Genomic DNA, 13,131 nt, shown 5'->3' with positions numbered 1-13,131 from the left:
TCTGTCTCTGGGCTTCGAGTCCGAGGGTCACCCCTCGTCCCCGCCAGATAGCTACCGAGGGGGTCGACTTCCTCCTCGGGCGGGACTTCCACCCGCTGGTCAAGTGCACCTTCACGGCGCACGCACACTGAGGACACATGGCCGGGCTCGCTCACTGCCCCCTGGCTTTGCCCTCTGGGAAGGTGACGTTCCCAAGGGTGACGGTGCGCAGCCCGGCCGCTTCCCACAGCTTGAGGGTACAGGGGCAGCCGAACTGCGCGCGCTCCCCCTCGATGCCCACCACGACGGCACCGGCACCTTTCGCTGGGATGGGTGCCTCTTGCCACCGGGCAAGTTCCGCCTCTTCCCCCGTCGAGTCCACCAGCGCCGCCCCCGCCAGCGTCCAGGCCTCAGCACCGGGGTTAGAGAGGCTCAGCCTCACAGCCACGCTTGCCGGGTGGGTCTCGCCCGTGGGCGTGTAGCTGTAACTCCAGGCAGCATCCAGCCCGAGCACGTTGGCTGGGTGCTCCCTCAGATACGGGCCAATCCGGTTGAACGCCACGACCCCGGCCCGCTCCAGCCACGCGGCCCCCATGAGCCCGCCCGGTTCCTCACGCTCGGCTAGAAGCCGCGCTTTGTCCTCCTGGCACTGGCGCGCTTCGGCCTGTGCCTCGTCACGCTCTTTCTTGAGCACGTCGGGCGGGCGCGGCTGCCGGAACACATACACCCGGCGCGTCCCCTTTACCGCATGGCCCACGAGCCAAAAGCTCGCGCTCGCCGGTGCCGCGCCATCCGCGAAGCGCACCGTCACCTTTACCCGCTCCCCTGGCAGATAATCCCCCTTGGGCATGACGTGGAGGCTCAGCCCCTCTTGCCCGAGTGCCCAATCCGCGAGGCGGCCTCCTGGCTGAAACTCCACCGCCCCCACGGCGACATGGGAATCAAAGACGAAGGTCATCGTCTCGTCCGCGCTAGCGCACACGTTGGGAGCCACCTCCGGGGAGCCTGCGGCCAAGTCAAAACGCGCCGTTGCTGCGCAGCGGGGGACGGGGGGCGGTTCTGCGGCTTGCGCAGCACCAGCGAGCAGGGCGGCCAGCAGGACGGCACCGGGAGAGGGGGGCAGCACGGAAACTCAACCTCCAAAGGGCAAGGTAATAAAATCAGGGCTGCCCGACAGGCACTTCGAGAACAACGCGCGTGGGTGTCTTGGCGTTGCCGGGCGTGCTTCCGGGAGTGAGGCAGACGCCCACTCCAGGGGGACAATCAAACAATTTGCCGTGCTCGTCCATGTAGCCCGTGACGATGTCCAGGCCAGCAACCAAACACACGGGGAGAGTCCCCTCGCCCGGAACCTTTGCTTCGGTGAAGGTGCCGAAAAGGCGGTCGTCGCCGAGCTGCCACTGTCCAAGTAGCAGGGTCCCGGCAGGCAGATTGCCCACTCTACCGAATCCAAAGCCACCGACCTTTCCCACGAAGAGGGTAGCGGGGCCATCCTTCACCCTGGCAGCCTCTCCGGGCTCCGCCTTGTACCCTTTCACGGTGGCTGTCAGGGCTGTCAGGGCACTGCCAGTAACGCCGAACCTCTCGTGGGTTTCCCTCCAATCTTGGGGGCACGTAATCGTGGGGGGCTCGGTGCGCACCTGGGAAGCGGGCGCGGTGCATCCCCCGTCGAGCAGCGCACAGACCGCCACGGCTGCGGGCTTCACCGGCAAGCGGAACCCTGCACCTTGCGTCTGCGTTTTCGGCGTTTCGTTCTTGGGCGTCTGAGCGGGCGTGCGAAGCATGTCGTTAGCGGTAGACGCGGGAAGTTGAGCCCCAACGGGTGCCGCGTCTCCTCCAGGGAGAGATTCCAGCGGCTTTGCATTGGGCGCCACTTCACGACCGCGCACGCCTGCGTCGGTTGAGCTGGGGGACGTAGGCGGTAGCGGCAGCTCCAACCGTGCCTCGCTGGTGCGGCTCGAAGAGCCAGGCCCCCACAAGTCCGTGCCAACGGACAGGGCAACGACGGCCACCCCCGTCAGCACGGCCCCAACGACCCCGAGATGCCACGCTGCGCGTTGAGGGGGTGGACCTGCGGCAGGCTCGAGTTCGCGTGCTGGCGGCACCGGGGCGCTCATTACGGGCGGCTCGTGCTCCACCGGGGCCGGGTCCACGCGCGGCGCGTCCACCATGGGGAGCTTGTCCTGGTTCGCGGCTGCGGCCGGGGGCCGGGGGCCTGCTACCGCAGCAGGCACGAAGAGCACGGGTGCCACGTTCGGCGAGGGCTGCCCGCGCCGGGGGCGCCGCTTCACCAGCTTTAGAAACATGCGCCGCTGTTCGTTTGGCTCCTGCTTTGCCGGGTCATCGAGCGTCGTGGTCGTCTGCGGATCAAGCGGATCCACGAGCGGCGGCTCCCAGGTGGCGTCGTTCTCCGCGTTGGACAGGGAGTCATTCAGAGCCGCGCACAGTGTCGCAACCAACGGGAAGCGGTCCTCTGGCCGCTCCGCGAGCATCTTCATGCACAGCAGCGAGGCGGCCAGCGGCACGCGGGGGTTGACCACGTGCGGCGCTTCGGGCCGCTGAGTCAAGATACGCTCGCGCAGCCCGTCCAGGCCCCCTTCATCCGTGCGCTCGCCAAAGGGCAGCGCATCCGCCAGCAGCCAGTAATAAGTCACGCCCAATGCCCACATCTCATCGGTGGGCCCATACTCGTATTGACCCGTGCCGTCCGGGTTGGCGCGCTGAAAGCGTATCTGCTCGGGAGAGCGGAATTCCTCTGTCCCGGGCGGGAGCTGCGAGCCGGTGAGAGTCGGGGCACTGGCAAGAGAACCAATCCCGAAATCAATCAGGATCGGGCGCTCGTTCCCTTCCCGAATGACGATGTTCTCCGGCTTCACATCGCGATGAAACACACCCGCCGCGTGTACCTCCCCGAGCGTCAATGCCGCGTCCAGGATGATGCGCGTCGCCTTCCGAGCCGACGGGTTTCGCTTGTAGGCAAACGTCCAAAGCGTGTCCCCCGGCACGTATTCCATCACGATATAGGGATGGCCGATAACCGGGTCCGGCCAGAAATCCGAACCCACGTAGCGGACGACGCCGGGGTTCTCCAGGTGAATGAGAATGCCAATCTCACGCTTGCCCCGCCCGTCCAGCTTGGGGATTAGAAGGAGCTTCAACGCGAAGAAGCGGCCCCCGCGCTCGACCTTGTAGACGATGCCGAGGCCCCCCGCGCCCAAGAACCCCACGACCTTGTAGTCCCCGATCATCTCGCCGATGTCCGGGTGCCTGAGTGTCAGTCCCACGCTCTACCTCACCTCGTAGATGGGGGAGCGTACCATGACCGCAAGGATGCGGCTCTCCCGGCGGGACCGGGGCGGCAGGTGGACCCCTCCAAAGCTCGCGACCGCTCCAAACAAGTCGGAAACAAATATTGCACGAATTGCGCGTTCAGGCCCGAATCGGGGAAATCAGTACAGATTTGTTTCCTACATGTGTGTGTTATTTCCGTCCGCTGGCGCGCGGCGTGTGCCCTTGCAGGACCCAGCAAGGCGCGGGCCTGTTGTGCACTCACGCGCGACGGTTCGGCATGGCCCGTCATTACAGGGCCGGTCCTATGAGTAGCCGGGGCCCGGTGGTGGCACGTGGTGGCCTCGGTGGTGGCGCCGCTGGTGGCTCTGAGTAGTGGCGTTGGTGGTCCCACTGGTGGCGCGTGGTGGCTCTGAGTGGTGGCTCTGGTGGGCCCGGTGGTGGCCACGCTGTCGCTCCCGCCTCCCTTGCCTGCCCGTCTGGATGCGCGCTGTGCTTTTGGAACGTCCAGACGGGCCGGACAGGAGGCCACGTCGACGCACGCCTCGTGGCGAGCATCCAGGCAGGCCGGATGGCCCCATTCGCCGCGCGCTTCGTGGTCGCGTTCGATGCGGGCCGTGCTCCATTCGCTCGCTTGTGCGGCCCTTGGTTGCCCGGCTGCACTCTTGCCACTCACCCCTCGCGCTTTGTTCGTGGCCTGGACACGCGGCTTTGCGCTGTGTCACTGCTGGCCTGGGTATTTCTTGGGCTGTTGGGCGTGTCGTTTAGGGCGGGTAGGTGATGAACAAGATCGAATCCCTGGAGGGGAAACCCTCCGTTTGTGGCGCAGTCGTGCGCCGTTGCTGGCTGACAGGTGAGGACGCCGGGAAGAACGCCGGTAGTCACTCCAGGCGGCGCCTGTGGTCACTCCAGGCGGCGCCTGTGGCCACTTGCCAACGGGCCAGCGTTGAGGATCGGCGGGAATCTCGCGCGTCCATGCATCAGCGGCGCGGAATTGCGGCCCCTTCCCCAACGTGGAGAGCAACGCCAGTGCAGGAGGGGAGCCAGCCATGAGCACGCCCCCCGTTGCTGCGGATGCCGCGCCCGCGTTTCTCACGGTGGAGGAAGCCGCCGAAATACTGCGCGTGAACAGGAAAACCCTCTACGAAGCGATTCGGCTTGAGCAGGTTCCCGGCGTCGCTCGCATCGGAAAAACCCTCCGCATCCGCCGCGCTGCCCTGCTAGAGTGGACAGCTGGTAAGGGCCGTGATTCTGCGCTCGGGAGTCGGAAATGAGCGTCAGATTGCGGAAGTGGCAGAACAAAGCAGGGAAGGTCGAGGAGGCTTGGCAAGTGGACTTCATGTTCCACCACCCGGACGGACGGCGACAGCGAGTCGTGAAGTTCTCGCCTGTGCAGACGCGCCGGGGGGCCGAGCAGTACGAGCGCGAATTGCGCGCCTCCCTCCTCAATGGAACCTTCGGAAAGGAGAACAACGACGGGGAGCGCCCTATGACGTTGGCGGAGTTTGCCCCGCGCTTCCTGACCTACAGCGAGAACAACAACAAGCACTCCAGCGTCGTCAGCAAGAGCCAAATCCTAGAGGCTCACATCCTGCCGTTTTTCGGTGAAATGGCGCTGGCTGCCATTGGCCCGGCGGAGATAGAGGATTTCAAGGCTGTCATGCGCAAGAAGAAGTCGGCAGCGCGCGCCCGGAAGGAAGCCCCCACGCGGGCAGCTCTCCGCAAGCGCAGCGGCGAGGAGCCGAAGCCGCTGAGCCTCAAAACCATCAACAACGTGTTGACGGTGCTGAGCAAGCTGCTGGCGGTCGCGGAAGAACAGCGGGTCATCGAGCAGGCCCCGCGCGTGAGGCTCTTCGCCAAGCTGCCGAAGCCACCCTTTGATTTCCTCACCTTCGAGGAGGCCGAGCGCCTGAGCAACGCCGCCGAGCCGCAATGGCGAGCGCTGCTTCTGGTGGCGCTCAAGGCGGGGCTGCGGCAAGGGGAGTTGATCGGGCTCCAGTAGGGCGACGTGGACTTCCAGCGCGGCAAGCTGCACGTCCGCCGTACCATCTGGCGCGGGGTCTCGGGCTTGCCCAAGGGTGGACGCGAGCGAACCGTGGAACTGCCCGGCTCGGCAGTGGACGCACTCAAGGGACATCGGCACCTGCGCGGTCCTTACGTGTTCTGTCAGGAGGACGGTCGGCCGCTTACTGACGGGCTGCTCAAGCTGCCGCTGCGCCGGGCCCTCCAGCGGGCGGGCATCACGCGCGAGCAGGGCCGCATCGGTTGGCACGACCTGCGGCACACCTACGGCAGCCACCTCGCCATGAGGGGGATACCGCTGACGGTCATCAAGGAGCTGATGGGGCACGCGACCATCGACATGACGGAGCGTTACGCCCACCTGAGCCCGGACACGCGCAGAGAGGCGGTCGGGGTTCTCGACCGGCCGTCTGCGCCCGCGTGCGACATACGTGCAACACGGATGGAGGAAGCTGCCAACCACCCGTAAGCACGGCGTAAAAAAGTGGAGGCGGCGGGAATCGAACCCGCCGCCTGGCACTCCCAGAGCGGGCCTGGCGGAGTCTTGTGGGAGCCTGGCGGTAGCGTGTGCCCTGGCGAGGTGTAGCTGGGGAGGGGCTGGTGGGGACGTATGGGTAGGAGTACCGGAGGAGGCGGCCGGAGGGAACCGTGTTGTATGCGGCGGTGAGGGACAACCTCGCCACGCTGCTGGCGGAGGCGAGCGAGCTGGGCACAGCCCCTCGCGGGCCTCCACTTGATGCCCGGGGTGGGCACCACGCCCCGAGGCGGCTTCCTCGGAGGACTGGCCGCGCGGTTCTGAGGGGCTTGGACCGACCTGTCCACTCGAGTGAACAGGTCCTGTCCTGTGGAGAGGACAGGACCTGGACAGGAAACACCGCAAATCATCGAAATTCCTGGAGCGCCAGGATGGCACTGCCGTTGCTCTGGGCCTGCGCAAGACCGCGAGGTCCCCTTCCTCATCCGAGAGCAACGCATGCATCCCTCCCCCTTCCTTCATCGACTCCGTGGACTCCTCGTGCTGTTCCTCCTGGCCGCGTGCAACGCACCCCTGGAGGAGAGCGAGGAGGGCCTTCTCACCGAAACGGGCTCGCTGGCTCCGGCCAACTTCCTCTACCGCCAGGGCAAGCAGCTGTACCTGAACGGCGCGCCGTACCAGATGGTGGGCGTGAACGCCTTCCCGCTGACGGGCTGTGGCGCGGCGCCCAACGACGCGCAGCTGGACGCGTTCTTCGCCGGGCTGCGGGCCAACGGCCTCACCCGCGCCTGGGCGTTCAAGCCCCAGGGCATGGCCAACCTCGAGCGGGTGGTGGCGGCGGCCGAGAAGTACAACCAGAAGCTGATCCTCACGCTGGCCGACGGGCGCAGCTACTGCGGCGAATGGGACGGCTACAACGGCTCGGACGGCAGCGGCAAGCAGAGCTCCTGGTACTCCAGCGGGTACAAGACCAACTACGTGCCGTGGGTGAAGCAAGTGGTGACCCGCTTCGCGAACTCACCGGCCGTGGGCATGTGGGAGCTCATCAACGAGCCGGGTGACACCGACAACACCACGCTGAAGGCCTTCTTCAACGACGTCAGCACGACCATCAAGCAGATCGATCCGAACCACCTGATCAGCTCGGGCTCGTGGGCGCCGTGGGCGTATGGGGGACAGGCTGGCTTCCAGTTCATCCACGACGTGCCGAACGTGGACGTGGGCAGCCTCCACGAGTACGACTACGACTACAACAACGGCAACACCATCGTCTCGCCGCACTTCGCGCCCGCCATCAACGCGATGAACGCGCTGAACAAGCCGCTCATCGTCGGCGAGACGGGCATCAACGCCGCCGACAGCGGCTGCCGGACCAACCGCACCCAGCGCCGGGACGCCATGCGCCAGAAGTTCCAGCAGTACCTGGCGGGCGGCGCGGCGGGCGTCTTCGTGTGGACGTGGCAGGCGACGAACGTCACCGGCTGCGAGCTCAACTTCGGGCCGAACGATCCGATGCTCCCGATGATCCGCGACTATCCGCTGGCGTCGGTGCCGCCGCCCCCCACGGGAGACACGGTGCAGCTCAATGACAGCGTGGTGGGCACGGGCCAGGAGCAGTTCGAGTACACCGGCACCTGGGAGGCGGGCACCGGCACCGGCAAGTTCCAGAGCGATGACCACTACTCGAGCACCACGGGCTCCTCCTATGTGGTGCGCTTCTCCGGCACGCAGGCCAGGCTGTATGGCTCGGTGGCCTCGCACCACGGCATCGCCTCGGTGTCGGTGGACAATGGCACGGCGGTGGACGTGGACTTCTACTCCGCCACCCGCCAGGAGCAGAAGCTGCTGTGGACCAGCCCCGTGCTGAGCGCGGGCTCCCACACCCTCAAGGTCACCGTCTCCGGCCGCAAGAACGCCAGCTCGTCCGGCTACGTCATCACCGCGGACCGCGTGGACCTCACGGTACTCCGCTAGGCGCTCCCGCGCACGCCCTTGCCGTGAACCATGCTGCTACACTTCGCCAGGATGCTCACGGGAAGGGCTACACGGAAGGTGCTGGGCACCGTACTGGGGGGCTTCATGCTCCTGGTGCCGGTGCCGAGCGCCGCCGCCGACTGGTTCTCGGATGACTTCGAGACGGGAACCCTGCGCTCGTCGGATTCCCCCCCGGGCCGCTGGGATGAGACTCCCATCAGCAGCCCCAACAGCCTCGCCAGCGACGTGGCCGCCGCGCACCGGGGGCTGTATGGACTGCTGCTGACCGATCGCTCCAGCACCACGGCCTTCCAGGCGAGCGCCGATGTGGCACGGCCCTCCCTGACGTCGTCGTTCTTCTTCCGGACGTGGCTGCGCCTTCGCTCGGTCAGCACGTCTGGGGATGTGGTGCTCGTCCAGGCCCTGCCGGTGCAGGTGGAGCTGCGCATCGCCCGGCAGGACCCCGTCTGGGAGCTGGCCGTGAGGAACGGCTCGGGCCGGCAGTACGTCAGCCGGCGGACGCCGACAACGGAGCCGGTGCGGGAAGACCGCTGGTACCTGGTCGAGTTCGGTGCCCGAGGGCTGGGAAGCCCTGCTGGACAGGCCTGGCTCTGGCTGGACGGCGTCGAGGTCGCCTCCCTCTCGGGGATGGACTGGCAGGACGCGGACTACCAGTTGGAACAGCTCCGGGTGGGCGAGCCGTGGACGGACACCGGGAGCTTCGTCGGCTCCATCGACGTGGATGATGTGCGGGTGAGTGCCGCGCCCATGGCCAGCCACCTGGAGCTGCGGCTGCCGGAGGAGGCGAGGTCCGGCTGCATCGCGGTGGAGGTGTCGCTGAGGGCCTCCTCCGGGGATGCGCTCGCGCCCGCGCCGTACGAGGTGCCCGTGACGCTCGGCGTGCCGGCGGGGAGCGGGAGCTTCCACACGGACAGAGGTTGCAAGGATTCGGTGGAGTCGGTGCGCCTTCCCGCGAGGACCACGGAGCGCCGGGTGTACTTCCGCCCGAGCGGAGCCAGTGGAAAGGCCATGCTGCGAGCGTCCCATCCGGACTTCCTGCCGGCCACGCTCACGGTGGACGGAACAGGCGGCCCGGGGGAGACGCCGGATGGCGATGAGGCGGCGGGCCCCTGGACAACGGACCTGGGGTGCTCGGCCACGGGAGGCTTCGCGATGCTCCCGATGCTCCCGATGCTCCTGGGCCCCTGGGTGCTGTGGAGGCGACCGCGCCCGCTTCGCACGACGAAACGCCGCTGAAGAGACAGTCCGGCTGGCGGCGGAGTGTGCGGCAACGCTACCCATGGAACAATGGGAGGAGGCGCGGGAGGCCGTTACGGGGTCTCAGTCGCGGAACAGGGTTTCACCGTCGAAGGTGAACCTCCCCTCCTCGAGCTGTTCCAGGTACCCCTCGAAGAAATCCTGGAGTGATTCCCGGATGGGCGGGAGGGGCCCGTCGTGGCTCTCCCACTTGAACACCTGCCCACGGGTTCCCTCGGGGCCGGGCGCCAGGTCCACACAGTACAGGTTGCCCCCGCTGTCGCGGGCGAAGGGAACCCAGCCGGGGTGCCACCATGTCCACTGCAGGGCCTGGTCCGACTCGGGCAGCTCGTGAGGCGTGGCCTTCTCGAAGGCGCCTTGCTTCCGGAGCTCCGCCAGCCCCTTCCACTGCGACAGGATGAGGTCCACGCTCATGCCGGAGTATTCGAAGACGCCTGCGTCCCCGGGCGGATGCGCTCCACCACCTCCGAAGCGCAGCAGGAAGGCACGGAGGTCCGGGGGCAGCCCGGTTCCGAGGGCCTGCTCCAGGGCGGCGAGCTCCTCCGGTGCCGCGCGCTGGGCCTTCCGCGAGGCCTCGGCGTACGGCGCGCAGTGCTCCGCGTACCACGCCTCGATGCGCGTCCAGACCTCCGTCATCCGCGCGGTCGCCGTCTCCTCCAGCGAGGGACTTCCGGCCGCGAGCAGGCGCTTCACCACCTCGTGCTGGCCATGGGCATGCGCGGTGTCGATGGTGTAATACCCGCTCGACCTCGGCGTCTTGACGTCCGCTCCGGCCGCGAGCAGCTGCTCGATGAGGGAGAGGTCCGGAAAGCTGGCCGCGCGGTGGAGCGGAGGCCAGCCGGCCGCGTTGGGGGTGTTCGGATTCGCCCCCGCGCGGAGGAGCTTCTCCACCATGGCCGCGGAGGGCTCGTCCGGGAGCTCGTTCTTGTCCAGCGCCAGCGTCAGCACGGTGTTGCCCAGGTCGTCGTCGCACTGATGGTTGACGTCGGCGCCGCTGGCAATCAGCCGCTCCGCCACCTCGACGTTCCCAGACAGGACGGCATACATCAGAGGCGACATCCCGAGCGCGTCGACCGCATCGACCTCCGCGCCCGCGCCGAGCAGCAGCTCCACGAGCTCGAGTTCCTCCTCGGAGGCCGCCAGCAGCAGAACCGGCGCGTCATCACTGCTGCGGGAGTTGGGATCGGCGCCGGCGGCCAGCAGCTTCGCCACCGCCTCGGCGTCCGTGCCTTCGATGGCCGCGACCAGGTCCGAGTTCAGCTTCGATGCCTTCTTGCCTGACATGAAGGTGCTCCCGGGAGCTCATGCTCCCCGGAGCATACGAGTTACGGGCGTAACGCGAATACAAAAGAAGCGGCAGGGTGTCAGACGACGCGTGTTCCGCTACCCGACCTCGACCCGTCGTCTCCTTGCCTGAGGCGGCGGCCCAAGCAGTCAGCGGCCGCGCACCTTCCCCGCGCTCGAGCCCGCTCGCGGCGCCGGTGCGCTCGCAGCCGCGAGCCGTTTCATGGCAGATCCGGTTATTACTCCGCGCTGACCGTGCCCGAAAGCGGGTAGACGCGGTAAATGCGGTTGTTGGTGTTGGAGCGGACCCGGATCTCGTCACCAGCCACGCCATCAAGATTGACGTAGCCGACGAGCGTCCACGAACTGCCGAAGGTGCCGGCGCCGTTGATGGTCTGCAGGTAGCCGGCGCGTGGACGCAGGATCAGCAGATTGCCGTTGCCGCCCTGGGCCATCGCGATTTCGTTGCCGGCGACGCCGTCGAAGTCGCGCACACCGTCGCGCAGCGTCGCGTACTGGCTGCCGATCCAATAGCTGTTGATCGTCCCCGATTGCAGCGACACGATCCGCACTTCGCTCGGCAGCGCGATCAGCAGTTCGGCGCCGGTCACGCCGTTCATGTCGCTGGCACAGTTCGCGATCTCGGTGCAGACCTTCCAGTTGGTGCCGCCGATGTAGAAGCTGCGCAGTCCGCCACTCCGGCCGTAGATCATCAGGTTGCTGCCCGCCTCCAACGGGATTTCCTTGCCTGCGTTGCTGTCCATATCCGAGACCGCGCCGGTGGCCACCCGGAAGGCCGTGCCCACGTAATGATCGGTGATGGATCCGGTCCGCGCGTACACGATGCGGAGCTGGGTCGGGGTGGTGACGGCGATCTCGTTGCCGGCGATGCCGTCCACGTCGGCGAATGCGCCGATCTCCCACGTGGCGCCGATGTTGAAGTAGGTCGTGGTTCGCGAGTAATGCTTGATGATCGTGAGCTGGTTGCCCTGCTTCAGCACGACTTCCGCACCTGGCGATCCGTCCACGTCGATGACGGAGGCCAGCGTCCAGTAGGTGTTGCTCAGCGGGTAGCGGGTCGCGGTCGTGCCGCTGACCACGTTGATCTCGCTGTAAGCGTTGCAGACGGCTTCGTTGGTGCCGTTGCCGTCGAGGTCCGCGACCTGCAGCAGCTCGCCGTAATAGGCGGTCGAAGTGGAGCACGATTGGGCGAAGGCCTTGGAAGGCACGGCCGCGGCAGCGGCCATGAGCAATGTGAAGCCTATCTTTCCGATCAGACGGTGCATGGGGAACTCCTTGTAGGTGAGGTGCGACGAGACGGGTCCGGACGGCGACAGCATCGTTTTCGATCCGGACCCGTAGAGCAGGACGAACGACGGTGACGTTTCCCGCAGTGCAGCCCTTGAGTATCTCAGGGGTGAACAGCAGCAATGACGGCAATCGCCTCTCCTATCACGTAGGCGTGGACGAAATACAGATGCATCGACGCCAGCCCCACCAGGTGAGGCGCTGGCTGGGCAGAAGGTTGAGCAGGCACTGCGTGCCGAACGATTCGAGCGTGGACGCCGGAGCGATGGCAGACCGGAACTTCTTGTCCTGTGGGTCCAACGTCCTGCTTCGCTTCGATGGCCACGCATGGGATCAGGGCGACTGCCCGGACATGGCGTGAGCGCATCGGGAGCTCGGTAGACGACCGCCGGAAGCATCGTCAGTCCGCTGTACGGCTTGACCTCCGCGGTTGCCAGGGCCACGGCATTCGAATGGCCGGCTCGGTTCGCCGGGCCGGGGCCTCCGCCGCGGGCTCCGGGACGGCGCATGAGAGAAACCGGGTGGTAGTGACCCGAATATCGCTGCAAGCGCCTCTAGAGCCGGGTGCCAAGATTCCACCTTGGTCCAATCAAAGGCAGGCTCCATGCTCCATCGCAAACATTCAAGGCTTCTCCTCCATGCCGCGAGCGCAATCCTGTTCTTCATGAGCGGGTGCGATCTGGCGAGCGGTTCGTCTGATGGGCAAGACGAGACGACAGAGACCTCCTCGAGTGCGTTGCTCACGTCCGGCGTGAGCTTCAAAACGGTGCTCGGCAGTCGATATGTTGGCGCTCAAAACAATGGCGGCGGCGCGGTCATCGCGACGGCGACGATCGCGCAGGAGTGGGAGAAGTTCACGCTCGATGACATCAACGGCGGGGCCCTCGAGAGTGGGGACACGATCTTCATCCGCGCGGGAACCGGTCAGTATTTCCAGGCCGCGAACGGCGGCGGCTCCACGCTGAACGCCGCCAGCTGGAATCGCCTCGGCTGGGAGACGTTCCGCATCGTCAAGAAGAGCGGGAGCGGCGTGATCACGAACGGTGACGTCGTCGGCCTGCAGACGGTGACGACGGGCCATTGGGTGTCAGCGGAGAACGGTGGGGGTGGCCCGGTGTTCGCGTATGGCGCCGCGCTGGGCCCGTGGGAGGAGTTGACGATCTCTGGCTTGCCGCAGGGGGGCCCCATCGCCACTTGTAATGCGACCTGGTACGGAGCGGAGGGCGAGATTCCCGAGGGATGGCCGACCGCCAGTGGTGAGCCCTTCCACCGAATGGCGCTCAAGGCCGCCCACAACTCCCTGCCATTTGGCACCCAAGTGAAGGTGACCTACCAGGGCAGGTCGGTCACGGTGACCATCAATGACCGCGGGGGCTTTGGCCCCCCGGTTTGTCTGGACCTCACCTACGGCGCCTTCTCGACGATTGCCAATACCGATCTCGGCAACATCGTCGTGCAGTACCAGATCCTCTGAAGACGCGGAGCGGGGGAGACAGGACTCGAACCTGTCTCCCCCGGCCTGC

At 66.6% G+C, this 13,131-nt stretch carries 8 protein-coding genes and 1 pseudogene; 5 read left to right on the top strand and 4 right to left on the bottom strand.

The annotated features are described in order from the left end of the window. Positions 1-151: 151 nt before the first annotated feature. Together NR810_RS16965 and NR810_RS16960 are read right to left on the bottom strand one after the other, a co-directional pair. Positions 152-1,105 (bottom strand): DUF2381 family protein, encoded by a 954-nt coding sequence (locus NR810_RS16965; protein ID WP_257453651.1) that lies wholly within the window; start codon positions 1,103-1,105, stop codon positions 152-154. A 34-nt stretch (positions 1,106-1,139) separates the two neighbouring features. Then, positions 1,140-3,263 (bottom strand): serine/threonine protein kinase, encoded by a 2,124-nt coding sequence (locus NR810_RS16960; RefSeq protein ID WP_257453650.1) that lies wholly within the window; start codon positions 3,261-3,263, stop codon positions 1,140-1,142. Between the two features lie 1,053 nt (positions 3,264-4,316). On the opposite strand from NR810_RS16960, the gene NR810_RS16955 reads away from it, so the two are divergent. The 4 genes and pseudogenes from NR810_RS16955 (at position 4,317) to NR810_RS16940 (ending at position 8,995) form a co-directional block, all read left to right on the top strand. Beyond that, entirely contained in the window at positions 4,317-4,541 is a 225-nt protein-coding gene (locus NR810_RS16955; protein ID WP_071905296.1) for a helix-turn-helix domain-containing protein, read from the top strand. Next, positions 4,538-5,758 (top strand): annotated as a pseudogene (locus NR810_RS16950) (tyrosine-type recombinase/integrase). Before NR810_RS16955 ends, NR810_RS16950 begins: the two are co-directional and overlap by 4 nt. A 504-nt stretch (positions 5,759-6,262) precedes the next feature. Further along, the gene (locus tag NR810_RS16945) at positions 6,263-7,738 is read left to right on the top strand and encodes a glycoside hydrolase family 5 protein (protein ID WP_257453649.1); all 1,476 of its coding nucleotides are present in this window, start codon (positions 6,263-6,265) and stop codon (positions 7,736-7,738) included. A 105-nt stretch (positions 7,739-7,843) separates the two neighbouring features. Then, a complete protein-coding gene (locus NR810_RS16940) occupies positions 7,844-8,995 on the top strand; it encodes a hypothetical protein (protein ID WP_257453648.1) in 1,152 nt (383 codons plus the stop codon). A gap of 84 nt (positions 8,996-9,079) precedes the next feature. On the opposite strand, the gene NR810_RS16935 is transcribed toward NR810_RS16940, so the two are convergent. Both NR810_RS16935 and NR810_RS16930 read right to left on the bottom strand, forming a co-directional pair. Continuing rightward, positions 9,080-10,300, bottom strand: a complete 1,221-nt coding sequence (locus NR810_RS16935; protein WP_257453647.1) for an ankyrin repeat domain-containing protein — start codon at positions 10,298-10,300, stop codon at positions 9,080-9,082. Between the two features lie 239 nt (positions 10,301-10,539). Further along, positions 10,540-11,586, bottom strand: a complete 1,047-nt coding sequence (locus NR810_RS16930) for a PA5033 family protein (protein WP_257453646.1) — start codon at positions 11,584-11,586, stop codon at positions 10,540-10,542. A 626-nt stretch (positions 11,587-12,212) separates the two neighbouring features. Here NR810_RS16930 and NR810_RS16925 point away from each other — a divergent pair. Continuing rightward, entirely contained in the window at positions 12,213-13,082 is an 870-nt protein-coding gene (locus NR810_RS16925) for a septal ring lytic transglycosylase RlpA family protein (protein WP_257453645.1), read from the top strand. The last annotated feature ends 49 nt before the right edge of the window (positions 13,083-13,131 follow it).

The organism is Archangium lipolyticum (assembly GCF_024623785.1).
In the GTDB taxonomy this organism is placed as follows: Bacteria; Myxococcota; Myxococcia; order Myxococcales; family Myxococcaceae; genus Archangium; species Archangium lipolyticum.
The sequence above is the reverse complement of the archived record's forward strand: the minus strand, read 5'-3'. Positions and strand labels throughout refer to the sequence as shown.